Source organism: Streptomyces sp. NPDC048111 (assembly GCF_043202815.1).
Lineage (GTDB): Bacteria > Actinomycetota > Actinomycetes > Streptomycetales > Streptomycetaceae > Streptomyces.
Window position 1 is genome coordinate 249,242 of sequence record NZ_JBIDBD010000002.1, and the last position, 24,493, is coordinate 273,734.

Here is a 24,493-nt window from a genome sequence, read left to right on the forward strand (position 1 = left end):
CCCGAATGTGATGCTCCGTCAGAACCCTTGTGGAGCAGCGGTCTTGGGCCCGGTCACTGCGGCTTGAAGGAGCGGATCTGGTAGTTGCCCTGGAGGTTGCCGCCCTTGCCGGAGGGGGTGGAGCCGACGCGCGCGTGGTAGTTGGTCTGTGTGTAGTACTGCACGCGGTGCCCGGTCCTGTTCCACACGGAGCGGACGTTCTGGCCCCGCTGGATGAAGGAGCAGTTGTCCGCGGTGTTGGCCAGCTTGGACTGCGACCACTGGCAGCGGACGCCGGAGCCGTTCCAGCCGTTGTAGATGCAGAAGTATCCGGGCGAGCAGTTGTAGGCCGCCGCGCGGGCGGGTGCTTCGGGGGCCGCGGTCGCGGTGGGCACCACGCCCAGGGCGGCGGCGAGCGCCACGGCGGCGACGGCGAACGAGCGGAAACGGCGCATGGAACAACTCCTGTTCGTCGGCGGCCCGCTGGGCCTCGGCCATGCGGGGCCGGGCGCGCGGCGAGCCACGTGGACGCGGGACGGCCGGGCCGGGTGGTCGAGCCGCCGGTCCTGCCCCGCGGGAACAGCGCCCAGTATTTCGCCGCCCGCAGCCCGCCAGCAGGACTTTCGCCGCTCTGCGGGCCGTCGTGGAAGCACGGGGGCGTGCACTCCGGTGGTGCGCCGGGCGCCGACGGATACGCCCGGGGGCGGATCCATTGGGTCGGACGGGTGATATCCGGCGGGGCGCACGGCGGGGCTCGGACACATCGGCGCCGCGACATGAAAGGCAGTCCCCCGAAGTGCCATTCGTATGACAATCATCCGATCCAGAGGAACGCGCATGTCTGCCTCAGCACTCCGCACCCCCACCGGCCCGCGCACGCGGATCGCCGCCGTCGCGGCGCTCACCCTCGCCGGTACCGTCCTGGTGGCGGCGCCCGCCGTCGCCGCGCCCGGTGACAACGGCGACGTCAAGATCCACGCCATGGGCACGAAGTTCACCGACCAGCGCAACGACCCGAAGGTGTGCGGCTTCTACCTCGACGCCTTCAACTTCGACACCGTCCAGGGCATCACGTGGCAGATCGCCACCCAGCCCGCGCGGGCCGGCGGCGCCTCCCTGTCGGGCGCCCTCCAGCTCACGGCCGGCACCGGTCACACCACGCCCCTGACGCTGCCCGCCGGTCAGTACAAGCTCGTGTGGAGCATCGTCGGCGGCAAGGGTGCGGGCAAGCAGAAGGTGTTCAAGGTCGACTGCACGGCGACCCCGGCGGCCGGCGGCAGCCTGAACACGGTCGGCCGCGCCGTCCCGCCGCTGGGCGGAGTGGCCGCGGGCGGCGGCGGCCTCGCCGAGACGCCGGGCATCCCGCAGGCCGGAGCGGTGGCGGGCGTGGGTCTCGTCTCGGTCGCCGGGGTGCTCTACATCCGCCGACTCCGCCGCCGCACCGATGGCGCTTCGTAGGCGCGCCCCTCTCGCCCGGCGCCGGACGCGCGCCTACCGCCTGACCCGGACCACCGCGGTGGCCCTGTCCCTGGTGGTGGGCGGCGTCTGGTGGGCACAGGACGACGACCCCGCGACGCTCGCGAGCACCGGCCCCCGGGACTCCGGCACGGCGGTCGCCCCGGCGGGCGACAGCCGGGGTCCGGCGCCCGCGCGGACGGCGGCGCCGCGCCCCCTGCCGCCGTCTCCGGCGGTGTCGCTCGCCGTCCCCCGCCTCGGCATCGAGGCCCCGGTGGTCCCCCTCGGTCTCGACGCCCAGCACCACCTCACCACCCCGCCCGTGGACGACCCCAAGGTGGTGGGCTGGTACGGGGGCGGGCCGAGCCCCGGCGAGACGGGCACCGCGGTCGTGGTCGGGCACCGCGACACCAGGACCGGGCCGGCGGTCTTCGCGAGCCTGCGCTCGCTGCACCCCGGCCGCCTGGTCGAGGCCCGGCGCGCGGACGGCCGGGTCGCCGTGTACACCGTGGACAAGGTCATGACGTACGAGAAGGCGCACTTCCCCGACCAGGAGGTGTACGGGCCCTCCAGACGCCCGGAGTTGCGGCTCATCACCTGTGGCGGGCGGTACACGCCCAAGACGGGGTACGAGAGCAACCTCGTCGTCTTCGCCCACCTCACCCAGGTGCGCACACCGGCGGCCCGCCAGGGCCACCGGCTCTAGCGGACCGGGCGGCCCCGCGTGGGCCGCCCGGGCGCCGGGCCACATCTTTTCCGGGCACGGCTCTAGGAACCTCTGGTCCGTCTCGCTACCCTCCGCGCATGATTTCCACGGTTGTCTGGGGCACCGGCAATGTCGGGCGTGCGGCGATACGTGCCGTCGACGCCCATCCCGCACTGGAACTCTCCGCCGTCCTCGTCCACGACCCCGCCAAAGTCGGCCGCGACGCCGCCCAACTCGCGGGCCTTGAGGGCCGGTTGGGGATCGCGGCCACCGATGACATCGCCGCCGTCCTCGCCGCCGGTCCGCGCGCCGTGGTCTACGCGGCGTCCGGCGACATCCGCCCCGACGAGGCCCTGGCCGACGTCACCCGTGCCGTCCGGGCCGGTGCCGTGGTGGTGACCCCCGCCCTGTACCCCCTCTACGACCACCGCAGCGCCCCGCCCGAGTTCCGGGACCCGGTGCTCGCCGCGGTGGCGGAGGGCGGCGGCTCGCTGTTCGTCTCCGGGGTCGACCCGGGCTGGGGAAACGACGTCCTGCCCCTGCTGATCAGCGGCCTCGGCACCATCGTGGACGCGGTCCGCTGCCAGGAGATCTTCGACTACTCCACCTACGACCAGGAGGAGTCGGTGCGCCACCTCATCGGCATGGGACATCCGATGGACTACGAGCCCCTGATGCTCGCCCCGTCCATCCCCACCATGGTGTGGGGCGGTCAACTGCGCCTGATGGCAAGGGGGTTGGGCGTCGGCCTCGACGACATCCGCGAGACCGTGGAGCGCCGCGCGCTGGACGCCACGGTGCACACCCGCACCATGGGCACCTTCGAGGCCGGCACGCAGGGCGCGGTGCGCTTCGAAGTGCAGGGCATCGTCGCGGGCGAACCGCGCATCGTCATCGAGCACATCACCCGGATCCACCCCTCCTGCGCCCCCGACTGGCCGTCCCCGCCCGACGGCGGCGACGGGGCGCACCGCGTCGTGATCGAGGGACGCCCGCGCATCGAGGTCACCGTCGAGGCGACCGACGAGGGCGAGAACCGCTCGGCGGGCGGCAACGCCACCGCGGTGGGACGGCTGGTCAACGCCATCGACTGGCTGGCGGCGGCCGAACCCGGACTCTACGACGCGCTCGACGTCCCGCTGCGCCCGGCAGTCGGGGGACTCGGAAGGAAGCAACGATGAGGATCGACATCCCCGAGGGCCAGGAGCCCATCGGGTACGTGTGGGGCGACATGGTCCCCGGCATCGGCATGGCCGCCGCGAACTTCTCCCTGTCCGTCTACGCCCACACCACCCTGGGGCTGCGGGAGTTCGAGGCGGCGAGACTGCGGATCGCCCAGATCAACGGCTGCCAGTTCTGTCTCGACTGGCGTACCGACCGGGACGGCGAGAAGGTCGAGGAGTCGTTCGCCGACGCGGTCACCGACTGGCGCACCACCGACGCCTTCGACGTGCGCACCCGCCTCGCCGCGGAGTACGCCGAGCGGTACGCGCTCGACCACCACGGGCTCGACGAGGAGTTCTGGGACCGGATGACCGCGCACTACAGCCAGGTCGAGATCGTGGAACTCAGCATGAGCATCGGCTCGTGGCTGGCCTTCGGCCGGCTCAACCATGTCCTCGGCCTCGACTCCGTGTGCGTCCTGCCGACCCAGTGAGGCGCCCGCGAACCGGTGCGGCGGCGCCGCGCACCGGTCGGTACGCGGACACCGCGACGGGGCCGCCCGGCGTCCCGGGCGGCCCCGCACCGTGCCGTCACGCGAGGTCGACGGCGATGATCTTCTCGATGTTCCGTTCGGCGAGCGCCGTGATCGTGACGAACGGATTGACACTGGTGTTGCCCGGGATGAGCGAGCCGTCGATGACGTACAGGCCCGGATAGCCCTGGAGGCGACCGTAGTTGTCGGTGGCCCTGTTCAGCACGGCGCCGCCCAGCGGGTGGTAGGTGAGCGTGTCGTTCCAGACCTTGTAGACGCCGAACAGATCGGTCCGGTAGATCGTCCCCTCCGTGGCGTTGATCTTGTCGAAGATCGTCTTCGCCATGTCGATGGACGCCTGCTTCCAGGCGGTCTGCCAGTCCAGGTCGACCCTTCCGGCGGCGGGGTTCCAGGAGAACGTGCCGCGGTTGGGGTTCTTGGTGATCGACAGGTAGAACGAGGCGTACGTCTCGATGCCGGTGGGCAGCGGTGCCACCTCGGCGAACGCGCCTCCGGCGTTCCAGTTGTCGATGCCGCCGCACGGGATGGACGCCTGGACCTTGCCGGTGGGGTCCCACAGGTAGTTGGCCCGGCCGCACATCACATTGCCGTTGTCGCCCCAGCCGCGGCCGACCTCGCCATTGAGGTTGGGCAGCGCGCCGGTGGCCTTCAGTTTGACGAGCAGTTTGCTGGTGCCGACGCTGCCGGCCGCGAAGAACACCTTGTCGGAGGTGACGGTCTTGGTCGCCGTGACGTCACCGTTGGTGTTCAGCTGCTCGATGACGACGGTGTAGCGCCCGCCGGAGGCCGGCGAGACCGAAGTGACGCGGTGCAGTGGGGAGATGGTGACCCGGCCGGTCGACCTGGCCTGTGCCAGATAGGTCTTCTGCAGTGACTTCTTGCCGTAGTTGTTGCCGTACAGGATCTCGCCGGCGACGGCCGACTTGGGCGCGGTTCCGGCCGCTTCCTGCTTCATGTAGTCCCAGTCGTACACATCGGGCACGAACACGAAGGGGAAGCCGGAGCGCTGGGCCTGCTTGCGGCCCACCCGGGCGAACTGGTAGCAGTCCACGGTGTCGAACCAGGCGGGGTCGATGAGTCCCGATCCGAGGCCGGCGTTGGCGCGCGGATAGTAGGTGTTGTACATCTCGTCGGGGTTGACGGACGGGAGGATGGCGCCGAAGTTCTCCCGCTTGGGCGTGACCGCCATGCCCCCGTTGACCAGCGAGCCGCCGCCCACCCCGCGGCCCTGGTAGACGGTGATGCCGCTGAAGTCCTCGGCGTCCAGGATCCCGGTGTACCGGGGGATCGCCTTGTCGATCGGGATGCCGAAGAAGTTGCTCAGGGGCTGCTTGGTCTTGGTGCGCAGCCAGTACGAGCGGTAGTCCGGCGTGGTCGTGTTGCAGAAGATCTTGCCGTCCGAGCCGGGGGTGTCCCAGGCCATGCCCATCTCGACCATCTGCACGTCGACGCCTGCCTGGGCCAGGCGCAGGGCCGCGACCGAGCCGCCGTATCCGGTGCCGATCACGAGGGCCGGGACATGGGCGCCGTCGCCGATCACGGCCGTCCTGGCCATGCTCTGCGCGTGAGCGGCCGAGCCGTGCCCGAGCAGCGTCGCCGCCCCGAGAATAGAACCTGTTCCTGCGATGAATCTTCGCCGGGAGACGCCCTGGGAACCTGAGTGTTGCATGGTAGTGTCACTCATGTGACATTCCTCACTCTTGGGGGAGTGAGAACAGGTTCTACTGGCGGCTGTTTAAGAAGTCACTAGATACCTGAGGGTAACTTCTGGCTTATTACGTGCTCTTGACCGGCGCTACGGACGGCGGCGGGGCTTGCCCTTCTTGGCGGCGCCCTTGGGGGTGCCGGAGCCGCCGCGGGCGTTCTTGGCGCCCGGCTTGCCACCGGTCCTGCCCGCACCCTGCTTGCGCGGGGCGCCGCCCTTGTCGGGGCGCTTCTGCTTGGGCTGCGGCGGAGTGGGGGTGCGGCCGCGCGAGCTGTTCACGGTACGGCCGCGGACGATCCCGATGAACTCCTCGACCAGGTCGGGAGCGACCTCCTCCTCCGGCCACGACAGGGCCACCCGCGACTCGGGGACGCCCGTGACCGTGCGGTAGGTGAGGTCCTTGCGGTGGTACAGACGGGCCAGGGACTGGGGCACGAACAGCAGCCCGATCCCCGCCGCCACGAGCTCGACGGCGTCCTCGGTGGTGGCGGGGCGCTCGAACGCGGGCCTGCCGGGGGGCCGTTCCCAGTCCAGGGTGTCGTCGAGGGGGTGCAGCACGATCTCGTCGGCCAGCTCGTCGGCGGAGACCTCGTCGACCGCCGCGACGAGGTGGTCCTTGGGGACCACGACGACCGTCGTCTCGGTGTAGAGCGGGATCGCGCTGAGGCCCGTGCGGTCGATCGGCAGCCGTACGAACCCCGCGTCCGCGCCCCGGCCGCGCAGCACACCGGGCGCCTCCGCGGCGGAGACCGTGCTGAGGGTCAGGGGGACGTCGGGCAGCCGCTCGTTCCAGATCCGCACCCACTTGCTCGGCGTCACACCAGGAACATAGGCGAGCCGGAACGAGGGGGGTTCTTCCGAGCCAGTCACCCCGCCAGGTTACCGGTCGTGGTCGGCGCCCTCGCACACGCTCGCTACTCTTGGAAGCATGACGTCGCACCAGACCACCCAGACGATGAAGCCCGCGACCGCGGCGAAGAAGCTGGGTGTGTACCTCGAGGCCACCCCCGCAGAGTTCCAGGAGGGGGTCGTCTCGCGCACCGAATTCAACGCCCTGCAGGCCGACCCGCCCCAGTGGCTGCAGGACCTGCGACGCACCGGCCCGCACCCCAGGCCCGTCGTGGCGGCGAAGCTCGGCGTCTCCATCGCGGGTCTCGCGCGCGGCGGGGTGACCGAGGCCCTCACCACGGAGCAGATCGACGCCCTGAAGCAGGACAACCCCGAGTGGCTGCAGAAGGAGCGCGCCACCCAGGCCGATGTCCGCAAGGAAGCGGTCCGCATCAAGGAGAAGAACAAGGAGAAGGAAGCCCGCCAGGCCTGAGGGCCCGGCGCCTCCCCCACTCCCGAACCACCCGGACGTCCGCCGGCCGTCCACCCGCGTCCTCACCGTGCCGCCGACCGCGTGCCCCGCACCCGGTCGGCGGCACGGTGCGTTCCCGGGAGCTCCGCCGCGCCCTTCGCATCCGGCGGCGCGCACGCCTGCCCGAGCCGCGCGGGGCCCTCGCCGACGGGCTCAGCGCGGGCGGGTGGTCAGCCCGTCCATGGTCAGGTCGAGGAGGCGTTCGGCCTGCTCGCGCTGCTCGGGTCCGGCCGCGGCCAGGGCGATGCCGGTGAGCCCCACGAACAGGTCGTCCGACGTGAGGTCCGCCCGGATCGTGCCCGCGCCGACCGCCGCGTCCATCAGCGAGGCGAGGGCGTCCTGGATCAGCTCGCGGCTGCGGGCGTGCGGGGCCGCGCCCTGGGCGGCCAGTGAGCGCAGCGCGTCGGCCATGCCCTGTTTGGCCGACGCGTAGTCGAGCAGGCGGCCCATCCAGGCCCGCAGTGCCTCGCGCGGCGGCAGTGCGGCCAGGAGTTCGGGAGCCGCGTCGCACAGGCGGGCCAGTTCGTTGCGGTAGGCGGCCTCGACCAGGGCGTCGCGGGTCGGGAAGTTCCGGTAGAGCGTGCCGATGCCGACCCCCGCCTCCTTCGCGATGTGCTCCAGATGCGTGTCCAGGCCGCGCTCGGCGAACATGCGCGCCGCGGTGGTCAGGATCCTGTCCCTGTTCCGCTGGGCGTCCGCCCGCAGGGGCCGCTTCGAGTCGTCCGCCACCGGAGTCCCCTTCTTCCTCGCGTCATGCGCCTTCGCTAAATGGAGGCCCCTCCGCTTATGCTGAGAACCGGCGGCGCCTCCGCTTTCACTCTAGGGCTCCTACGGCGCTGCCCGCGACGCACCCACTCCCCACGAACGAGGTATCCGTGTCAGGCACCCAGATCACCACCGCCCGCCCGCTCCACGGCAAGGTCGTCGCCATCACCGGCGCGAGTGCCGGAATCGGCGCCGCGACCGCGCGGCTGCTGGCCGAGCGGGGCGCCACCGTCGTGCTCGGCGCCCGCGGCTCCGAGCGGCTCGCGGCGGTGGCCGAGCGCATCACCGCCTCCGGTGCGACGGCCGCCCACCTGCCCGTGGACGTCACGCGCCGCGAGGACCTCGGGGCGCTCGTCGAACTCGCCACCGGCCGCTACGGCAGGCTCGACGCGCTCATCAGCAACGCGGGGCTCGGCGCCGTGTCCCCACTGGACGATCTGCGCGTGGCGGAATGGGAGGCCATGGTCGACGTCAACATCAAGGGCGTCCTGTACGGGATCGCCGCCGCGCTGCCGGTCTTCCGCCGCCAGGGCTTCGGGCACTTCGTGAACGTGTCGTCCACCGCCGCGCGTCGCACGATGCCCCAGCAGGGCGTCTACTCGGCGACCAAGGCAGCCGTGCACGCGCTCTCCGAGGGGCTGCGCCAGGAGGCCGGTGAGGCGCTGCGTGTCACGCTCATCAGTCCGGGTTTCGTCAGGACGGATTTCGTCGACCAGACCTCGAACCCCGAGGTGCGGGCCCAGTACCAGGCCGCGCGCGACACGTTCGCGATCGAACCGGCGGCCATCGCCCGAGCCATCGCGTTCGCGATCGAGCAGCCGGACGACGTGGACGTCAACGAGATCGTCGTCCGCCCCACCGCCCAGACCTGAGCCGCCCGGCTACGGTGAGCTGCGCCGCCCCGGCCCCACGGCCGTGCGGCCTCACACGTCTCAGGCCGGATGGCCGGCGTCGATGTCCCGGCCGTCGCTCAGCCGGAACGGCCGCCGCAGCGCCGCCCCGGCCCCCGCCCCGGCCGGACTGAGCAGGAAGCCCACGTGGTCGCCGCCCTCCAGGCGCTGTTCCACCCGCCCCACGAGCCAGGCCGGCGCCCCGTCCAGGAGCACCGTGCCCTCGGGCCCCAGGTGCCAGGCGACGCCGGCGAACTTGTCCACCTCGTCACCCGTCAGTCCGCCGAAGTGCTCGGCCAGGTCGTGCCGGCTCCGGTCCAGCAGGTGTACGGCGAGGAATTCGGCCGAACAGGCCACGCGGTACGTCCTGTTGGCGGTGGACAGCCACACCATGAAGCGCACCGGTTCGATCGAGCACTGCGAGGCGAACCCCACCAGGCACCCCGCCCGCTCCCCGCCCGCCGCCGCCGTCACGACGTACAGGGGGTAGTCGAGACGGTCGAGGAACCCATCGATGCCGGTCACGCCGCTCCACCTTTCGTCCCACGGTCCACGCCCGCCATCGGCCGATCACAGGAGTACCCCCGGGCGGGCCCCCGCACCGCCCTTCGGCCGGAAGAATCCCCTCGCCGGGCCCGGCGGGTGTAGGGCCCGGGCACCGGGGCACCCGGCAGCTGCGCGGGCGCGGTGCCGTGCAGCCACGGCGCTCGCCGTCCGCACTCCGCACTCGCCGTCCCCCGAAGGGAACCGCACCATGGAGAACATCTGGGCCTACCAGGAGGCCGCCGCGTACCAGCCGGGCACCGACCTGACCGGCTTCAAGGTCGAGGCGACCGACGGCAGCATCGGCAAGGTCGACAAGCACTCCGAGGAGGTCAGCGCCTCGTACATCGTCGTCGACACCGGACCGTGGATCTTCGGCAAGAGCGTGCTGCTGCCCGCCGGAGTCCTCACGCGCATCGACCCCGTCGAGAAGACGATCCACGTCGCCTGCTCCAAGGAGCAGATCAAGAACTCCCCCGAGTTCGACAAGGAGAAGCACCTCGGGGACCCGACCTATCACGAGCAGATCGGCGGGTACTACGGGGGCCCGCACATGTGAGCCCCCTCCCCACCCGATGCCCGGCCGCCAACTGCGGCCGGGCATCGTCCTGTTGGGCCTTCGCCGAGCCGGAGCCGGGGGCGCGCCACCGGTCGGACGCGTGCCCGGGCCACTGGTACCCGGGACCGGTCTCAGGCGTGCGAGCGGTGTTCGGCGGCGGTGTGGGGCGGGGCGTCCGTGATGTCGAGGAAGACCTGGTCCGCCTCCGGCCACGCCTTCGCGATGGCCCCCTTGATCCGTTCGGAGACCAGCTCGACGTCCTCGCTGTCCAGACCGGGCCGCAGGTCGATCCTGGCCGCGATGAGCGTGGAGTCCATGCCGAGCCGCATCGTCAGGAGGGAGGCCACGTTGTCGATCTCGGGCTGCTCGTCGAGCAGCCCCCTGATGCCGTCGCGCAGCTCCGGGTCCACGGCCTCGCCGATGAGCTGCTCGCGGGCCTCCTTGCCCAGCCGGTAGGCCACGTACACCAGGAGGAGGCCGATGGCGAGCGAGGCCGAGGCCTCCCAGACGACGTTCCCGGTCACCATGTGCAGGGCCATGCCTCCGGCGGCGAGCAGCACGCCGAGCACCGCCGTGCCGTCCTCGGCGATGACGGTGCGCAGCGCCGGGTCGTGGCCGATGCCGCCCGGCTGGCGGCGCACCTGGTAGAGGGCGCGCAGCAGCGAGCCGCCCTCGGCCGCCAGGGCCACGCCGAGCACCGAGAGGCCGACGATGTATCCGCCGGTCGACTCCTGTTCGTGCGAACGCAGCGCCTCGATGCCCTGGAGGAAGGAGAAGCAGCCGCCCATCACGAAGATGCCGACGGCGGCGAGCAGGGACCAGAAGTAGCGCTCCTTGCCGTAGCCGAAGGGGTGCCGGCTGTCGGCCGGGCGCCTGCTGCGGCGCAGGGCCGCGAGGAGGAAGACCTCGTTCATGCTGTCGGCCACGGAGTGCGCGGCCTCGGAGAGCAGGGCCGGCGACCCGGCGACGACTCCGGCCACCGCTTTGGCGGCGGCGATCAGGAGGTTGGCCCCGAGCGCCACCAGGACGGTCAGCCGGGTCTTGCGGTCGTTCTTGTCTGCGGTCACTTCACCATGTCCCCGTCGCGGCGCGGTATGTGATCATCCGTCAGTTCTCGTTCTCGCAGTTCTCGTTCGCGCGCGCCCTCGTGTGACCCCGCGATGTCTGCCCGGACCTCGCGGGTTCCACCGGGCACACCTCGCACAGCCCGTGCGGTACGTGCCCCGCGCGGGCGGGAGGGACACCGCCCCTCCCGCCCGCCGTTCGCGCGCCCCGGTCCCGGTCGCCTCAGCGGCGGCCGTCGCGGGAGCCCGCGTAGGCGCGGCGCTTGCGCGCGGACGAGGCCTCCTCCGGGTCCTCGTCGGGCTCGTCCTCAAGGTCCTCGCGGTCGTCCCGGACCGGCTCGTCCTCAAGGTCCTCGGGCTCGTCCTCGGCCGGCTCCTCTTCGAGGTCCTCGCGGTCGCCCCGGGCCGGCTCGTCCTCGTACTCCTCCTCCGGCTCCGCCTCGTCCTCGTAGTCGCCCTCGTAATCCTCGTCGGGCTCGGCCTCGGGCTCCTCGTCCTGCTCGACCTCCTGCTCGGGTGCCCCGTCCTGGTCCCGGTCGTCGTACTCGTCCTCTTCGGCTTCGCCGTCCTCGTCCTCGTACTCGTCGTCCTCGTCGCGAAGCGCGGCGTCGTCCTGGTCCTCGTCCTCCTGCGCCACCGCCTCGTCGTCGGGGCCCCGCTCGCCGGACTCCCCCGACTCCTCCTGCTCCTCCTGCTCCTCCTCGGCGACCGCGTCCTCGTGGCTGACGACGACCTCGCCGTCCCGGATCTCACCGCGCCAGCCTCCCTCGGCCTCGCCGCGCAGGGCGATGTGGCGCGCGAAGTTCTTGAGGTCGAGGCGTGCGCGGCGGCCCTGGGCGCGCCAGATGTTGCCGGTCTTCTCGAAGAGTCCCTTGGGGTAGTACTCCATGACGAGCAGGACGCGGGTGATGTTCTCGCCCAGCGGGTGGAAGGTGACGACGCCCTTGACGGTGCCCTTGGCGCCCTCGGAGGTCCACGCGATGCGGGCGTCCGGCACCTGCTCGGTGGTGTGGGCCTTCCAACTGCGGCTGGACCAGAAGACCTTGACCTTCCAGTCGGAGGTGGTGTCGTCGGCGACGGTCGCGCTCTTCACGCCCTTGGCGAAGGTGGAGAACGACTGGAACTGGGTCCACTGGTCGTAGGCCTCGCGGACCGGGACGCCGACGTCCACCGATTCCATGATGACGGTGGGCTTGCGGCCCGCACCGCCCTTCTTCCGCTTGCCGCCGAGTCCCTTGAACATGTCCTTGGCGCTGTCCTTCAGATGCGAGGCGCCCATCTCCACCGCGGCGCGGACCGGGCCCTTGCCCTCGGCCACCTTGCGTCCGCCTTCGAGCGCCAGCTTGGCGAAGCCGGGGCTGTTGCCCTCCGCGATGTCGTTCAGCTTGTTCGTGGTCTCGCCGAGCTTGTGGCCCATCCCGGTGAGCAGTCGCTCGCCCTGGGCGAGCAGATAGCCCTGGAGCTCCGACTTCAGGCGGTCGGCGGCGGGACTCTGGGTGAGCGGGTTCTTGGACTCAGCCACGGTCGCCGCCCCCCTGGCCGCCACGCCGGCTCGCCGTCTTCTTCGCGGGCGCCCTCTTGGCGCCGCGCGGAGCGGACTTGGCCGTCTTCTTGGCCGAAGTGGCCTTCGAGGCGGCCGACTTGGCGCCCGTGCGCCCGGTCGAACGCGGCTTGGCGGACTCCTCGTCGTCGTCCGACGCGCCGTGGCCGGAGCCACGTCCCGAGGACGACCGCGAGGACGAGCCCGAGGACCGGGAGGAGGATCGGGAAGAGGACCGGGACGAGGACTTCGCGGACGACTTCGCCGAGCGGTCGTCGTCCTCGTCCTCCTCCACGTCGTCCGCCTCGTCCGGATCGTCCTTGCCGAGCACCTTGCCGGTGGCCTCGGGAGCCACGCCCGACATGCGGTCCTGGACATTCAGCGTGCGGTCGTGCAGCCGGTCGGCGATGCCCTCGATCTGCCGGTTGAGCAGGGCGCCGGTGGCGGCCTTGCCCACTCCGCGCAGATCCTCCCTGAGCTGGTCGCCTATCTCCTTGAACTGCGGGTTCTCCGACAGCTGTGCCGCCGCGAAGTCCGCGATCGCCCGTGGGCTCAGTTGCAGGCGCTTGCCCATGACCAGTGTTCCGATGCCGAACGCCAGCTTCGCCTTCTTGGTGCGTCCGAGCAGATAGCCCGCACCTACCGCGAGCCCCAAACCCAGCCGATTGTTCATCACAGACCTGTCCTCTTCTCGTCCGTCTCGTCGTCCGTCTCGCGAGGGGAGCCCGTCGAGGCCTCATCACACCGGGTAGCCACCATGGCCAGAGCCAAACCCCCCGGAGTGGCGCGCGGCGGGGCGCTGCCGCAGCCGATGCACCGGGGGCTCACGCAACACCCCGTCGCCATAGGCGGGTTGAGAGCCCAGGAACCGCCGCGGGCCGACGGCGGCGCGCAGGGAACGACACCGGGGCGGTACGCGTTTTACCTGCGGCGGACGCGTTTCCGCCGACGCGGCGGGCGCCGGCGCCCCGCACCCGCGGGCCACGGGCCGGCGGCCGAAGCGTCGTGAGAGCGAGGAGGAGCAAGGGTGCAACCGTCACCGTCACCGTCACCCGCAGCGGGCCGCAAGGTCGGCAGCGTGGTCGGGCTGCTGTGGATCAACGGGGAAGAGGTGTGTCTCGGGACACCGCCCGGCCCTCGGCAAGCGGGGGTGTTCCTCACGCCGGCGGGCGTGCGGATCAGCGGGGACGCGCCCCGGGAGTGGCTCTGGTCCGACCTGCTCGACCTGCGGGTGTCCGACGCCCCGGTCCGCTCGGCCGTCACGCGGTGGGCGACGCACGCCCTGTCCGTGGCGGCCGCCGCCGTGGACGCCTGGATACCCGGCGGGCCGGCCGAGATGACGGTGACGCTCACCACGAAGGACGGGGAGAGCACCGAGACGCCGGTGTTCTCCGGCGCGGCCGTCGCGCACAGTCAGCGCGAGGTCGACCTCTCGCTCGGCCTGCTCGCCCGCTTCGTGCGGGGCGAGCTCTCCCCCGGCGTCCTGACGCGCTGGTGGCGTGAGGTGCGCCCCGCGGAAGTCCTCCGGGCCCGCGAGCGCGAGGCCGCCCTGGAGGGCTGGCTCGGCATCGGGTGACCGGGGCGCCACGGCCTGCGGGGGCTCGTCCGCCCCCGTAAAGGGCAGGACGGCCGCCCCTGCCGACGTCCCCGTGGCCCCCCCTTCGGGCGCCGTGGGCCCCTGTTCAGGCGCGGCGGCGCAGCCGGGCCGACAAGTGGTGCTGGAGCGGGCGGCCCACCGCGGCGAGGTCGTGCGTGAACGTCAGCGTGTCCTGGTCGGCCAGTTCGTAGCGCCGTCGCGTGGCGTCGACCTGCTTGGCCGTCGGCGTGATGGCCACCTCGTGGGTCGCGAGGTCGACCGTCGTGCCGCTCGCGCTGCCCACCGCGATCTCGGCGATCCCGGTGGGCTGGGTGATGAGCGCCTCGATGCGCCCGTCGGCCTGGAGCCGCCACCAGCCGCTCTCCCGCGCCGAAGGACGCAGCGGGGCGCCGTCGGCGTCCACGAGCCAGGCGCGGGCCTCGTAGCGCAGGAAGGGGCGGCCGTCATGACTGAAGGTGACCTCCTGGGCGTACGCGAAATCCGCGTCGAGCGTGGGGTATTCACCCTCGCCCCGGCCGTGCCAGGTGCCGAGGAGGCCGAGCACGGGCCCGAGCAGCGCGTGCGGAGCGGGCTTGCCGTCCGGCGTGCCGGCGTCGGGATAGGGGTTCTCGGATGCGGGGTCGAACACGGTGCGCGCTCCTGGGGTCGGGGTCGGTAACCAGGGGCAGCCTAGGGTGTCGGCCCGCGGGCTCAGGCGTGGGTGAGGGACGGGACGGTGTACGGGTTGACGGGGCGCGGCAGGCCGTAGCGGTCGCGCAATGTGCCGCGTGGCCCGTACTCGGTGCGGTACAGCCCCCTGGCGCGCAGGATCGGCACGACGTGGTCGACGAAGAGGGCGAGCCCTGAGGGCAACAGGGCGGGCATGATGTTGAAGCCGTCGGCGGCGCCGAGACCGAACCACTTCTCGATGGCGTCGGCCACCTGCTCGGGAGTGCCGGCGAAGGTCAGGTGGCCGCGCCCGCCGCCGAGCCGGCCGATGAGCTCGCGTACGGTCAGGCGCTCGCGGCGGGCGAGTTCGACGATGAGCGTGTAACGGCTCTTGGCTCCTTCGATGGCGCTCTCCGGGGGGAGGTCCGCGGGCAGTTGGGCATCGAGGCGCAGCGTGCCGGGCTCCAGGCGGAGCAGCCGCTCCAGGTGCTGGAGGCCGTGTTCGGGCACGATGTGCTCGTCGAGGACCCGCTCGTGGGCGCGCGCCTCGGCCTCGGTGGCGCCGATGAGGGGCACGATCCCCGGCAGGATCTTGAGGTGGTCGGGATCGCGCCCCTCGGCCGCGGCGCGCGCCTTGAGGTCGGCGTAGAAGCGCTGCGCGTCGCCGAGCGTCTGCTGGGCGGTGAACACGGCCTCCGCGTGGCGGGCGGCGAAGTGCCGGCCGTCCTGTGAGGACCCGGCCTGCACCAGCAGCGGGTAACCCTGCGGTCCGCGCGGCACGTTGAGGGCGCCCTCGACGCTGAAGTGGGTCCCCCGGTGGCGCGGCGGATGGATCTTGCGCTCGTCGCCCCAGACGCCGACCGCCTTGTCGGCGACGACGACGTCGTCCTCCCAGCTGTCCCAGAGCTTGCGCGCCACGTCCAGGAACTCGGCAGCGCGCTCGTACCGGGTGGCGTGCGCGGGTTCGTCGTCGAGCCCGAAGTTGCGGGCCGCGTCGGCGCCCGCCGTGGTGACGATGTTCCAGCCCGCCCGGCCACCGCTGATGTGGTCGAGGGAGGCGAACCGGCGGGCCAGGTTGTAGGGCGAGTTGTACGACGTGGAGGCGGTGGCGATCAGGCCGATGTGCTCGGTCGCCACGGCGAGCGCCGTGAGCAGGGTGAGCGGTTCGAGGACGCCCGAGGGGCGCTGGCCGACGTGGTTGAAGAGGACCGGTCCGTCGGCGAGGAAGAGCGAGTCGAAGGTGCCGCGTTCGGCGATGCGGGCGAGGTCGCGGTAGTGGGCGAGGTCGACACTCGCGTACGGGTCGCTCTCGGGCAGCCGCCAGGAGGCCTCGTGGTGCCCAGTGCTCATCAGGAAGGCGTTGAGGTGGAGTTGGCGCCGGGTCACTGGGGGTCCTCCTGGTGGGATGCGGTCGCGGGGGCGTGGGTGGGGTTCTGGGCGCGGTCCTCGTGGGCGGTCACGCCGAGGGCCGCCAGCAGGCGTTCGCGGTACTCGCCGAGGAGCGGGTCGCGGTACGAGCGCGGGTGAGGGCGCTCGATGGTGAGGTCGAGCCCGATGCGGCCCCGGTCGAGTACGAGGACGCGGTCGGCCAGCACGATCGCCTCGTCCACGTCGTGGGTGACGAGCAGGACGGAGGGCTGGTGGTGCTCCCACAGTTCGCGCAGGAGCGCATGCATGCGGATGCGGGTGAGCGCGTCCAGGGCGCCGAACGGCTCGTCGGCCAGGAGCAGTTCGGGCCTGCGCACCAGGGAGCGGGCGAGCGCGGCGCGCTGGGCCTCGCCGCCGGACAGTTCGTTGGGCCAGGCCCGCTCGCGCCCCGCGAGGCCCACTTCGGCGAGTGCGGCACGACCGCGCTCGGCGGCCTCCTTGCCGTCCGTGCCCAGGGTCACGTTGTCCAGCACCCGGCGCCAGGGCAGCAGGCGCGAGTCCTGGAAGACCACGGACACCCGCTCGGGGGCGTCCAGTCGGCCGCTGCCGGTGACCTGGTGGTCGAGCCCGGCGATGGCGCGCAGCAGGGTGCTCTTGCCGGATCCGCTGTGGCCGAGCAGTGCCGTGAACTGTCCCGCGGGGATGTCGAGGTCGATGCCGTCCAGGACGGTGCGGCCCTCGAAGGACCGGGCGAGTCCGGCGATCCGCACCGCGGGCGCGCGGACCGCGGTCTGTTGCTGGGGGGTCAGTTGCTCAGTGTGCGTCGCCATGACAGCGCCCTCCGTTCGATGAGGCGGACCGCGGTGTCCGAGACGAGGCCGAAGACGCCGTAGATCAACAGGCCGACCAGGATGATGTCGGTGCGCCCGTAGTTCTGGGCCCGGAACATCAGATAGCCGAGGCCGCTGGTGGCGTTGATCTGCTCCAGGACCACCAGCGAGAGCCAGGAGCCGGTCACACCGAGCCGCAGCCCCACGAAGAAGCCGGGCAGGGCACCGGGGACGACGATCTGCCGGATGAAGCGGGCCCTGGACAGGCCCTGGACTTCGGCGAGTTCGACGAAGCGCGCGTCGATGCCGGCGAGGGCCGCGTGCAGGTTCAGATAGATCGGGATGTAGACGACGATGGCGATGATCGCGATCTTGAACGTTTCGCCGATGCCGAGCCAGAGGATGAACAGCGGGATCAGACCGAGCGTGGGGATGGCCCGGTTGAGCTGGACCGTTCCGTCGATCAGCGCTTCACCGATCCGGCTGAGCCCGGCCACCAGGGCCAGCACCACCCCGGCGGTCAGACCGAGCGCGAAGCCGTATGCGGCGCGTTCGAGGGAGGTGAGCACATCGGTGGAGAGGGTGCCGCCGGTCCACAGCTCCCCCGCGGTCCGCAGGACCGTCCAGGGGGCCGGGATCGCGGCGGGGTCCAGCTGCCCGGCGGCGGACGCGGCGGCCCACAGGGCCAGGACGAGGGCCGGGCCGATCAGCCGCGAGGCCGGCAGCCGCCTGCCGGGCGCCAGAGCACGGCGGCGGGCCTTGCGCGGGGGTGCCGCCGGTGGAACGGGAGCGGACGCGAAAGGGGGCGTCTGCGGGGTCGTCGCGGTGGACGTCGCGGTGGACGTCGCGGTGGTCGTCGCGGTGGTCGTCATGGCCGTCACCTCTGGTACTCGGCGGGCACGGCTTTCGCCGCGAGGCCCTCGAAACGTCGGTCGAAGAGCCCGTCGACCGGGAACCGCTTCACGAAGCCCCCCTCGGCCAACAGGTCCGCGGTCTCCTGCTCCCACTTCACCGCCTCGTCCCAACTGGCGGGGAACAGCGGCTTGTTGGCGAGCGCCGTGATCGAGCGGGCCTGGTCGAGGCTGAGGTTCTGGGTCTTGACGTAGAACTCCTGGTTCCACGCGTCCGGGTGCTCGTACGCCCAGACCTGCCCCTTGGCCCAGCGCGGGACGTACGCGGCGACCGCGGCGGCCTTCGCCGGGTCGGCGAGTACGGAGGCGGGGGCCCACAGCACATTGAGCAGGTCCACCACGTCGGTGGCGATGGTGTGGGCCCCCCTGGGCCCGTACTGCTTGAGGTAGGCCGGCGCCTGGCTGTTGGCGAGCGGGGCGATGTCGACCTGGCCCGCCTGGAGCGCGGTGAAGAACTGGTTGCTGGTCAGCGGCACGAGGTGCACGTCGTCGTGCGAGAGCCCCGCCTTCTTCAGGGCGCGCAGCAGGACGACGCCCTGCGCCTGCCCCTGCGAGAAGGCGAGCTTCTTGCCACGGAACCCCAAGACGTCCCGGATGCCGCTGCCCGGCTTGGTGGCGAAGACATAGGTGGGCCTGCGGGTGAGGTCGATCGCGACGATCTTCGCGTCGTAGCCCTGGAAGCGCGCCTGGATCGGCGGGATCCCCGCGTTGTTGCCGACGTCGAGCGACTTGGCGCGGAACGCGTTGATGACGTCGGGCCCGGCCCCGGTGTTGACCCAGTCCGACACGGTGAAGGGCAGATCGTCCAGGCCGGCCAGCTTGAACTGGAGCTGCTGCACACCCTGGTACGAGGCGATCTTCAAGCGGGTACCGGCGGGCACGGTGGTGGCCAGGGGGGCGGTCGCGGCCCCCTTGGCCACGGTGTCGGCCGCACCGACGCCCGCGCAGCCGCTGAGCGCGGCGGCGGCAGCGACGCCCAGCAGGGAGGACAGGAACAGCCGCCGGTCGACTCCGGGGACGGCTGGTGGCACTGGTGGCATGTCAGGACTCCGTGAATTCAGGATGTTCAGGAAAAAGGAGCGCACGCGAAAGGGCGGCCGGCGCGCGGCACGCAATGCGCTCCGCACAGTGGGAAGGAATGGGCGCGGCGAGATCAGGGCCTTATTGGGGCACGCCGAGAACTTGGGGGAATTGCGCGGGACAGGAAATGCGCGCATGTCCGCAGAACGGACCCCTCGCGGAGCGGAGCGGGCCGGGGCGGGTCGGGTCGGGGCACGGGGCGGAGCGCGCCCCGGCATGTCGGGGGCGCCTCCGCGCGCCGGGCACGTCAGGCCGTCAGGCCGTCAGTGCGTCGACGGGACGGCTGCGCGCACAACTGCGCACGTCAGCAACAGAGAGTGCGACCGATCCGCATCAGATCGATGAATCGGCACCTGGTCAGCGGAATCCGCCGGACCGTGGAGGGCGCGACTGCGAGCACCGGGTGGCGGACCTGCCGCGAACCGGCCATCGGGGAATATCCCTGCGCGCTGTTCATGCCGGGAATTCTCGTGGCCGCGTACGACCCGTGTCAACGCCGCAGGTTTCAGAAGTGATTCGGCTGTGTCAACAGTCGTTCGGCCCGTCCGGAATTCGGCGAGCACGTACCGGTCAGGCGGAGACGGCCGCGCCCCGTGCGACAGCCCCGCCCCGTCAGGCGGACGCCGCCTGCGGTTGTGACGGGTTGGCCCCCGCGCCCTCGGTACTGAGGAGCACGGCCACCGAGGACGGGCCGAGCCCCAGCGCCGCGCGGCGTCCGTCGCCGTCCTTCCCGCCGAGCAGGGCGCGCAGCCCGGCCAGCGCCGCCGCACCGCACGGGCCCGACGCCACTCCGTGCTCCGCGAGGTGCACGGCCGCCCGCGCGGACGCGGCGTCGGACACGGCGACGGCGGCGTCCAGTCCGGCGCGCAGGTGGGGCCAGGCGATGCTGGAGGGCGTTCCGCAGTTCAGCCCGGCCATGCGGGTGTCCCCCGTCGCGACGCTGACGAGCTCCCCCCGTGTGAGGCTCTCCAGGACGCAGGCCGCGGCCCGCGGCTCCACCGCGACGAGCGCCGGCGCGTTCCCGGCCGGCCGGCTGCGGTAGTGGGTCACCACGGCCTGCGCCAGGGACCCCACGCCGACCGGTACGGCGACGAGATCCGGCCCCGCCGGAACGCCCTGCTCCGCCAGTTGTTCGTCGATCTCGGCACAGAGGGTGGAGTAGCCCTCGACGATCCATCCCGGGATCCGCTCGTAGCCGGGCCAGGCCGTGTCCTGGACCAGGACGGTGTCGGCGTCCGCCGCGGCCCCGGCCGCACGGCGGACGGCCTCGTCGTAGGGGCCCTCGACCGCGACGACCTCCGCCCCTTCGCCGGCGATCGCCGTCACCGCCGTCGGGTGCACTCCGCGCGGCACGAACACCCGGGCGCGCTGTCCGAGCAGGCGCGCCACCCGGGCCACCGCGCGCCCGTGGTTCCCGTCGGTCGCGGTGACCAGGGTGACGGGGCCCGGTCCGGCGCCGCGCTCGGCCCGCTCGGCGAGGACGCGGTGCACCGCCCAGGAGGCGCCGAGCGCCTTGAACGCGGGCAGCCCCAGGCGGCACGACTCGTCCTTGACGAAAACGCGGCCGAACCCCAACTCCCGTGCGAGCGAGGCGACTTCCACGAGCGGGGTGGGTGCGTGGCCGCGCAGGGCGGCATGGAAGGCCCGGACCTCGGCAGGCGCCGGCCGACAGCGCCAGGTGCGGGCGCCCGGACGGGCGAGCCAGGTCTCGGGCAGGACGCGGAGGGGCGAGGTGGTCTCGGGCACGTCACCAGGGTGGGGCCCGTACCAGTGATCGGTCCAGCGCACGTTTGCGACCTGTACTCGTCGAACAGGCCGACCCATGATGGCGGAACACCCGGGCAAGCCGATCCATGATGGGCGGAACACCCGGGCACAACGGCACGACGTCGCGTCAAGGGGGGACGGGCCCACGATGTTCGATCTGCACCGGCTGCGCCTGCTGCGCGAGCTCAAACACCGGGGCACGCTCGCCGCCGTCGCAGCGGCCCTCTCCTACGCGCCCTCCTCCATCTCCCAGCAGCTCTCGCAACTGGAGCACGAGGTGGGGGTGCCCCTGCTCGAACCGGTCGGGCGCCGGGTGCGGCTGACCGAGCAGGCCGAGATCCTCGTCGCCCACACCGAGGCGGTGCTCGAACGCCTGGAGCGCGCCGAGGCCGACATCGCCACATCGCTGACCGGCCTCAGCGGCACCCTGCGCATCGCCTGCTTCCAGACGGCCGCCCTGGCCCTGGTCCCGGCCGCCCTCGGTCTGCTGCGCGACGCCCACCCCCGACTCCGCGTCCACATCACGCAGTTGGAGCCCGAGAGCGCTTTGCCGGCGCTGCTGGCCCGCGACTTCGACCTGGTCCTCGCGGAGGAGTACCCGGACCACCCCGTCCCGCGCCCGGCCGGGCTCGACCACGAGGTCCTGCTGGACGACCCGCTCCGCCTCGCCCTGCCCCCGCACCTCGACGGGACCGAACCTCCGGTTCCCGCCGCCCCGTTGGCCGCGCTGCGCTCGCTGGCCGGTCAGGCGTGGGTCATGGAGCCGGAGGGCAGCGCGGCCCGGCACTGGGCGACGACGCTGTGCCGGAGCGCCGGATTCGAGCCGGACGTACGGTTCGAGACGCCCGATCTCCTGCTCCACCTGCGCCTCGTGGAGCAGCGGCACGCCGCGGCCTTCCTGCCCGATCTGGTCTGGAGCGCGGGCCGCCCGACCGTCCCCCTGCGGCGGCTTCCGCATGGCCGGCACACCCGCCGCGTCTTGACCGTCGTACGCAGCGGACGCGGCCGGCATCCGGCCGTGGAGGCCTGCCGGGAAGCCCTGCGCAGGGCGGCGGATCCCGTACCGCGATGACCCGCGCGGTTGCGCCACCGGGCCAACTCGGCTTGCGGGCGGGGTGGTTCGGACAGGGCGCGTCTGACACACGGCGTCGTCCGCCCGGGCCGCGCCACGGACGGGACGAGTCAGACACGCCCTAGCGCCGCAGCAAGTCGTCCAGCTCGGCCTCGAAGAGGCGGGCCGGGTCGAGGCCCATGCCCGTGAAGTGGCCCGCGGCCTCCAGGGACAGCACGCCGTGCAGCCGGGTCCAGAACAGCAGGCCGCGGTGCAGGACCGCGGGCGGGGCGGGATGGCCCTGCGCCCACTGGCGCCGTTCTTCGAGGTGCGCGGCGAACGGCTCCGGCTCCCCGGGCGAGGGCAGGGTCATGGCGGCGTCCAGGATCATCCGCATGATCGCGTCACTGATGAGGACGGTGTCGTCGGGCGCGTGGTAGCCCGGTACGGGGGTGCCGTAGACGAGGAAGTAGCGGTTGGGGTCCGCGAGCGCCCACTCCCGCAGGGCGTGCGCGAGGGCCGCGAGATCGGGCCCCGAGGCCTCGGTCGCCCGTCGCAGCGCGTCGGCCAGGCTGCGGTAGGCGTCCCGGACGAGTTCGGTGATCAGGTCGTCCCGGCCGGCGAAGTAGCGGTAGAGCGCGGGGCCGCTGAGTCCCATCTGCTTGGCGATCGCGTTGAGCGAGAGCGCGGAGGCGCCCGCCGTCGCGATCTGCTCCCACGCGTGCTGCTTGATCTCCTCGCGCACCTGGGCCCGGTAGCGCTCCCGCGGTGTCCCCGCACCCGACTCCGGCATGACCTTCACCTCTCCACACCCGCACGACGGCGGCCCCACGCTTCGGTTAGAAGGTATCACCGAAGTGATTGACGCCTCCGAACAGAGAATGTTAGAACTTATAACGAACGGCAAGATCTATAGCGGTACAGCGCCTCCCTGGATCCTCGCCGTTCAGGACCCTCAGACACGCGCACCTCAACTCGCCCATCAGGCAAGGGGATTCACCATGTCCATCACCCGTCGCACCGGCGTCCACGCCACCCTGCTCGCCGTCCCGCTCGTGCTCGCCGTCATCGGTGGCGCCGCAGCGCCCGCCGGAGCCGCGTCCCCGTCCGCCGCCTCCCTGACCTGCCGGGGCCGGGGCGTCGATCCGGACGCGGCCGTGCGCTACCGGACCGAGAAAGTGATCCACGCCCCGCTGAGCACCATCTGGAAGCTGCAGACCGATGTGCAGCGGTGGCCGTCCTGGCAGGCACCCGTCTCGTCGGTGGAGCGGCTCTACCACGGACCCCTGCGCCCGGGGGCGGCCTTCCGGTGGACGACCCCGATCCCGCCGAACCCCTCCACCCCGGCCACCAGCCTGTCGATCACCTCGACCGTCCAGCAGGTGCGGCACCACACGTGCATCCGCTGGACCGGTCCCGCGGACGGCGAGGGTCTGCACATCGACGGGGTGCACGTGTGGAACTTCATCAAGGTCAAGGACGGCGTCCTGGTACGCACCGAGGAGACCCACACCGGCCCCCAGGTCGATGCGAACGTGCCCGCCGCCACCGGCATACTCCGCGAGGGCCTCGAAGGCTGGCTCACCAACCTGAAGACGGCGGCCGAGGCCCGGGGCGGCGCCGGTCCACGCTGATCGGCGCCGTACACGCGCCGGACAGGAGGAGGGGTCGCGGCGGGCTCGGCCCCCCGGGGCCCCGGCATCACCGGGCGGCCCCGAGCGGGTCGTGCCGCGCCCTACTTGTTGGGTCCGCGCAGCCGGCCGAACGCCTTGGTGAGGGAGCTCAGCGGCGAGGCCTCGGGCTTGACCGGGCGCGGGCCCGGCAGGATCGCGGCTCCGGGCCCCCCGGAGGCCTCCGCGAGGGCGGCGTGGGCCGCCTCGGCCGCTTCCTTGTACAGGTCGCGCGAGGTCGTCATGGCGTCGAGCGCCTCGGCGTACTGGGCGACCATGGCCTGGGCGTGGACCAGCTCCTCCTGCGGGGTCAGCAGGTGCCAGCCCCTGCGCAGCCGGGTCAGAGCCTGCTCGGCGTCGGCCGGGAGCGGCTGCGGCAGGGCCGCGAACTCCCGGATCCTGTCGAGGAGTTCGGCCGGCTCCGAGCCGTCGAGGAAAACGGTGCGCACCGTGTAGCGGTCGGCGTCGTACCAGGAGCCCGGCGGTGTCGTGGGCAGCACGACGGCGCCTCCGCGCGGCATCCGCACGTTCAGCTCGCGCTTCATCGCGAAGTCGGCGATCTGGGCCTGCTCCGGTGTGCCCCGGTGCTCGACGACCCGGTGGCGAAGGCTCGGGGGCAGCCACTCCGAGACCGGCCGCTGTCCGCGCACGTCCGGCGTCATCGCCTCGTGCACCACGACGTGGACGAACCAGCTCTGCCGCGAGCATTCGCGCAGCAGATGACGCAGCTCGTCGTCGTCCTTGGGCAGGTGGTTGGGGGTGCGCAGCCGCAGGTTCGCCACCGCGTCGCGGTCCCAGGGAATCTGGTCGCTGTCGGGCCAGAACATGGTGGCGGGCGAGGGCCAGTGCACGTCCCAGGCGTGTTCCGCCTCCGCGGCCAGGATCCAGCCGACGCCCTCGTCCCCCTTGCGACGGCTCTCGGGCTCGTACGTGGTGAGCTGGGCGCGCACCGTGATGTCGTCGGCCACCCGCCAGCGGGCTTCGAACAGGCGGCGGGCCGTGGGGCCGGGGTCGGCCGCCTCGTCCCGTGGGTGCAGGACGGTGGAGCGGGCCGCCTCGACGGGGTCGAGGTCCAGGAAGTCGTCCAGCACCCCGGCCGCCTTGAGGGCGATCAGGTTGCGCCGGACGTCCCGCTCGGGTTCGGGCCCGAGATGGCGCCCGCGCCCCAGCCACGCGGTGTCGGGGACGGTGGTCGATGAGGTGCTGTTCTTGGCCATGGAGTCGTTCTGTGAGTGATCGGGGCCCGACCAGTATGCTCCGTGGCCCTCGCGATGCAAGCGGCACCACG

26 protein-coding genes are annotated in these 24,493 nt (G+C 72.3%); 10 read left to right on the top strand and 16 right to left on the bottom strand.

Going from position 1 to position 24,493, the window contains the following annotated elements; genetic code table 11:
- Window positions 1-53 precede the first annotated feature (53 nt).
- The gene (locus ACGF3I_RS05815; protein ID WP_393129338.1) at window positions 54-434 is read right to left on the bottom strand and encodes a peptidase inhibitor family I36 protein; all 381 of its coding nucleotides are present in this window, start codon (window positions 432-434) and stop codon (window positions 54-56) included.
- Window positions 435-816: 382 nt separating this feature from the next.
- On the opposite strand from ACGF3I_RS05815, the gene ACGF3I_RS05820 reads away from it, so the two are divergent.
- From ACGF3I_RS05820 to ACGF3I_RS05835, 4 genes are all read left to right on the top strand, one after another.
- Window positions 817-1,437 (top strand): hypothetical protein, encoded by a 621-nt coding sequence (locus ACGF3I_RS05820; protein WP_393129339.1) that lies wholly within the window; start codon window positions 817-819, stop codon window positions 1,435-1,437.
- Window positions 1,424-2,140, top strand: a complete 717-nt coding sequence (locus ACGF3I_RS05825) for a class F sortase (protein WP_393129340.1) — start codon at window positions 1,424-1,426, stop codon at window positions 2,138-2,140. Before ACGF3I_RS05820 ends, ACGF3I_RS05825 begins: the two co-directional genes overlap by 14 nt.
- Window positions 2,141-2,238: 98 nt before the next feature.
- A complete protein-coding gene (locus ACGF3I_RS05830) occupies window positions 2,239-3,321 on the top strand; it encodes a dihydrodipicolinate reductase (RefSeq protein ID WP_393129341.1) in 1,083 nt (360 codons plus the stop codon).
- Complete coding sequence (locus tag ACGF3I_RS05835) at window positions 3,318-3,797, top strand: carboxymuconolactone decarboxylase family protein (RefSeq protein WP_393129342.1); 480 nt, start codon at window positions 3,318-3,320, stop codon at window positions 3,795-3,797. The genes ACGF3I_RS05830 and ACGF3I_RS05835 overlap by 4 nt, the downstream gene beginning before the upstream one ends.
- Before the next feature lie 97 nt (window positions 3,798-3,894).
- Here ACGF3I_RS05835 and ACGF3I_RS05840 read toward each other — a convergent pair whose 3' ends face one another.
- Window positions 3,895-5,541 (bottom strand): GMC oxidoreductase, encoded by a 1,647-nt coding sequence (locus ACGF3I_RS05840; RefSeq protein ID WP_393129343.1) that lies wholly within the window; start codon window positions 5,539-5,541, stop codon window positions 3,895-3,897.
- A gap of 111 nt (window positions 5,542-5,652) precedes the next feature.
- A complete protein-coding gene (locus ACGF3I_RS05845; protein ID WP_393129344.1) occupies window positions 5,653-6,432 on the bottom strand; it encodes a LysR family transcriptional regulator substrate-binding protein in 780 nt (259 codons plus the stop codon).
- 58 nt (window positions 6,433-6,490) lie between these two features.
- On the opposite strand from ACGF3I_RS05845, the gene ACGF3I_RS05850 reads away from it, so the two are divergent.
- The gene (locus ACGF3I_RS05850) at window positions 6,491-6,883 is read left to right on the top strand and encodes a DUF5997 family protein (protein ID WP_393129345.1); all 393 of its coding nucleotides are present in this window, start codon (window positions 6,491-6,493) and stop codon (window positions 6,881-6,883) included.
- 192 nt (window positions 6,884-7,075) lie between these two features.
- On the opposite strand, the gene ACGF3I_RS05855 is transcribed toward ACGF3I_RS05850, so the two are convergent.
- Window positions 7,076-7,651, bottom strand: coding sequence for a TetR/AcrR family transcriptional regulator (locus tag ACGF3I_RS05855; RefSeq protein ID WP_393129346.1), 576 nt, complete (start codon window positions 7,649-7,651; stop codon window positions 7,076-7,078).
- A 146-nt stretch (window positions 7,652-7,797) separates the two neighbouring features.
- Between ACGF3I_RS05855 and ACGF3I_RS05860 the strand changes: the two genes are divergently transcribed.
- Window positions 7,798-8,559, top strand: coding sequence for an SDR family oxidoreductase (locus ACGF3I_RS05860; RefSeq protein ID WP_393129347.1), 762 nt, complete (start codon window positions 7,798-7,800; stop codon window positions 8,557-8,559).
- A 60-nt stretch (window positions 8,560-8,619) separates the two neighbouring features.
- Here ACGF3I_RS05860 and ACGF3I_RS05865 read toward each other — a convergent pair whose 3' ends face one another.
- The gene (locus ACGF3I_RS05865) at window positions 8,620-9,102 is read right to left on the bottom strand and encodes a flavin reductase family protein (RefSeq protein ID WP_393129348.1); all 483 of its coding nucleotides are present in this window, start codon (window positions 9,100-9,102) and stop codon (window positions 8,620-8,622) included.
- 229 nt (window positions 9,103-9,331) lie between these two features.
- Here ACGF3I_RS05865 and ACGF3I_RS05870 point away from each other — a divergent pair, with 229 nt between their 5' ends.
- A complete protein-coding gene (locus ACGF3I_RS05870) occupies window positions 9,332-9,679 on the top strand; it encodes a PRC-barrel domain containing protein (RefSeq protein ID WP_393129349.1) in 348 nt (115 codons plus the stop codon).
- A gap of 131 nt (window positions 9,680-9,810) precedes the next feature.
- Here ACGF3I_RS05870 and ACGF3I_RS05875 read toward each other — a convergent pair whose 3' ends face one another.
- The 3 genes from ACGF3I_RS05875 to ACGF3I_RS05885 all read right to left on the bottom strand — a co-directional run bounded on the left by ACGF3I_RS05875 (window position 9,811) and on the right by ACGF3I_RS05885 (window position 12,956).
- Window positions 9,811-10,746: a cation diffusion facilitator family transporter gene (locus ACGF3I_RS05875; RefSeq protein ID WP_393129350.1), complete on the bottom strand. Its 936-nt coding sequence runs from the start codon at window positions 10,744-10,746 to the stop codon at window positions 9,811-9,813.
- A gap of 220 nt (window positions 10,747-10,966) precedes the next feature.
- Window positions 10,967-12,265 carry an SRPBCC family protein gene (locus ACGF3I_RS05880; protein WP_393129351.1) on the bottom strand — a complete coding sequence of 433 codons (1,299 nt, stop codon included), beginning with the start codon at window positions 12,263-12,265 and terminating at the stop codon, window positions 10,967-10,969.
- Window positions 12,258-12,956: a DNA primase gene (locus ACGF3I_RS05885; RefSeq protein WP_393129352.1), complete on the bottom strand. Its 699-nt coding sequence runs from the start codon at window positions 12,954-12,956 to the stop codon at window positions 12,258-12,260. Before ACGF3I_RS05885 ends, ACGF3I_RS05880 begins: the two co-directional genes overlap by 8 nt.
- Window positions 12,957-13,310: 354 nt before the next feature.
- Here ACGF3I_RS05885 and ACGF3I_RS05890 point away from each other — a divergent pair, with 354 nt between their 5' ends.
- Window positions 13,311-13,859 (top strand): hypothetical protein, encoded by a 549-nt coding sequence (locus tag ACGF3I_RS05890; protein WP_393129353.1) that lies wholly within the window; start codon window positions 13,311-13,313, stop codon window positions 13,857-13,859.
- 106 nt (window positions 13,860-13,965) lie between these two features.
- On the opposite strand, the gene ACGF3I_RS05895 is transcribed toward ACGF3I_RS05890, so the two are convergent.
- The 6 genes from ACGF3I_RS05895 to ACGF3I_RS05920 form a co-directional block, all read right to left on the bottom strand.
- Window positions 13,966-14,508 carry an FABP family protein gene (locus ACGF3I_RS05895; RefSeq protein ID WP_393129354.1) on the bottom strand — a complete coding sequence of 181 codons (543 nt, stop codon included), beginning with the start codon at window positions 14,506-14,508 and terminating at the stop codon, window positions 13,966-13,968.
- Between the two features lie 62 nt (window positions 14,509-14,570).
- Window positions 14,571-15,914 (bottom strand): LLM class flavin-dependent oxidoreductase, encoded by a 1,344-nt coding sequence (locus tag ACGF3I_RS05900; RefSeq protein ID WP_393129355.1) that lies wholly within the window; start codon window positions 15,912-15,914, stop codon window positions 14,571-14,573.
- The gene (locus ACGF3I_RS05905; protein ID WP_393129356.1) at window positions 15,911-16,726 is read right to left on the bottom strand and encodes an ABC transporter ATP-binding protein; all 816 of its coding nucleotides are present in this window, start codon (window positions 16,724-16,726) and stop codon (window positions 15,911-15,913) included. Before ACGF3I_RS05905 ends, ACGF3I_RS05900 begins: the two co-directional genes overlap by 4 nt.
- Window positions 16,702-17,598: an ABC transporter permease gene (locus tag ACGF3I_RS05910; RefSeq protein ID WP_393129357.1), complete on the bottom strand. Its 897-nt coding sequence runs from the start codon at window positions 17,596-17,598 to the stop codon at window positions 16,702-16,704. The genes ACGF3I_RS05905 and ACGF3I_RS05910 overlap by 25 nt, the downstream gene beginning before the upstream one ends.
- 5 nt (window positions 17,599-17,603) lie before the next feature.
- Window positions 17,604-18,677: an ABC transporter substrate-binding protein gene (locus ACGF3I_RS05915; RefSeq protein ID WP_393129358.1), complete on the bottom strand. Its 1,074-nt coding sequence runs from the start codon at window positions 18,675-18,677 to the stop codon at window positions 17,604-17,606.
- Window positions 18,678-19,329: 652 nt separating this feature from the next.
- Window positions 19,330-20,463 (bottom strand): diaminopropionate ammonia-lyase, encoded by a 1,134-nt coding sequence (locus tag ACGF3I_RS05920; protein WP_393129359.1) that lies wholly within the window; start codon window positions 20,461-20,463, stop codon window positions 19,330-19,332.
- Between the two features lie 169 nt (window positions 20,464-20,632).
- On the opposite strand from ACGF3I_RS05920, the gene ACGF3I_RS05925 reads away from it, so the two are divergent.
- Window positions 20,633-21,556, top strand: coding sequence for a LysR family transcriptional regulator (locus ACGF3I_RS05925; RefSeq protein ID WP_393129360.1), 924 nt, complete (start codon window positions 20,633-20,635; stop codon window positions 21,554-21,556).
- Window positions 21,557-21,677: 121 nt separating this feature from the next.
- Here ACGF3I_RS05925 and ACGF3I_RS05930 read toward each other — a convergent pair whose 3' ends face one another.
- The gene (locus ACGF3I_RS05930; protein WP_393129361.1) at window positions 21,678-22,328 is read right to left on the bottom strand and encodes a TetR/AcrR family transcriptional regulator; all 651 of its coding nucleotides are present in this window, start codon (window positions 22,326-22,328) and stop codon (window positions 21,678-21,680) included.
- A gap of 208 nt (window positions 22,329-22,536) precedes the next feature.
- On the opposite strand from ACGF3I_RS05930, the gene ACGF3I_RS05935 reads away from it, so the two are divergent.
- On the top strand, window positions 22,537-23,169 hold the full coding sequence (locus ACGF3I_RS05935; protein WP_393129362.1) for an SRPBCC family protein: 633 nt from the start codon (window positions 22,537-22,539) through the stop codon (window positions 23,167-23,169).
- A 101-nt stretch (window positions 23,170-23,270) separates the two neighbouring features.
- On the opposite strand, the gene ACGF3I_RS05940 is transcribed toward ACGF3I_RS05935, so the two are convergent.
- The gene (locus tag ACGF3I_RS05940) at window positions 23,271-24,422 is read right to left on the bottom strand and encodes a hypothetical protein (protein ID WP_393129363.1); all 1,152 of its coding nucleotides are present in this window, start codon (window positions 24,420-24,422) and stop codon (window positions 23,271-23,273) included.
- Window positions 24,423-24,493 lie beyond the last annotated feature (71 nt).

Excerpts from the sequence above, each read along its gene's own strand:
- ACGF3I_RS05815 (WP_393129338.1), bottom strand. The coding sequence starts at position 434 with ATGCGCCGTTTCCGCTCGTTCGCCGTCGCCGCCGTGGCGCTCGCCGCC.
- ACGF3I_RS05820 (WP_393129339.1), top strand. The coding sequence starts at position 817 with ATGTCTGCCTCAGCACTCCGCACCCCCACCGGCCCGCGCACGCGGATC.
- ACGF3I_RS05825 (WP_393129340.1), top strand. The coding sequence starts at position 1,424 with ATGGCGCTTCGTAGGCGCGCCCCTCTCGCCCGGCGCCGGACGCGCGCC.
- ACGF3I_RS05830 (WP_393129341.1), top strand. The coding sequence starts at position 2,239 with ATGATTTCCACGGTTGTCTGGGGCACCGGCAATGTCGGGCGTGCGGCG.
- ACGF3I_RS05835 (WP_393129342.1), top strand. The coding sequence starts at position 3,318 with ATGAGGATCGACATCCCCGAGGGCCAGGAGCCCATCGGGTACGTGTGG.
- ACGF3I_RS05840 (WP_393129343.1), bottom strand. The coding sequence starts at position 5,541 with ATGAGTGACACTACCATGCAACACTCAGGTTCCCAGGGCGTCTCCCGG.
- ACGF3I_RS05850 (WP_393129345.1), top strand. The coding sequence starts at position 6,491 with ATGACGTCGCACCAGACCACCCAGACGATGAAGCCCGCGACCGCGGCG.
- ACGF3I_RS05870 (WP_393129349.1), top strand. The coding sequence starts at position 9,332 with ATGGAGAACATCTGGGCCTACCAGGAGGCCGCCGCGTACCAGCCGGGC.
- ACGF3I_RS05885 (WP_393129352.1), bottom strand. The coding sequence starts at position 12,956 with ATGAACAATCGGCTGGGTTTGGGGCTCGCGGTAGGTGCGGGCTATCTG.
- ACGF3I_RS05905 (WP_393129356.1), bottom strand. The coding sequence starts at position 16,726 with ATGGCGACGCACACTGAGCAACTGACCCCCCAGCAACAGACCGCGGTC.
- ACGF3I_RS05910 (WP_393129357.1), bottom strand. The coding sequence starts at position 17,598 with ATGACGACCACCGCGACGACCACCGCGACGTCCACCGCGACGTCCACC.
- ACGF3I_RS05915 (WP_393129358.1), bottom strand. The coding sequence starts at position 18,677 with ATGCCACCAGTGCCACCAGCCGTCCCCGGAGTCGACCGGCGGCTGTTC.
- ACGF3I_RS05925 (WP_393129360.1), top strand. The coding sequence starts at position 20,633 with ATGTTCGATCTGCACCGGCTGCGCCTGCTGCGCGAGCTCAAACACCGG.
- ACGF3I_RS05930 (WP_393129361.1), bottom strand. The coding sequence starts at position 22,328 with ATGCCGGAGTCGGGTGCGGGGACACCGCGGGAGCGCTACCGGGCCCAG.
- ACGF3I_RS05935 (WP_393129362.1), top strand. The coding sequence starts at position 22,537 with ATGTCCATCACCCGTCGCACCGGCGTCCACGCCACCCTGCTCGCCGTC.
- ACGF3I_RS05940 (WP_393129363.1), bottom strand. The coding sequence starts at position 24,422 with ATGGCCAAGAACAGCACCTCATCGACCACCGTCCCCGACACCGCGTGG.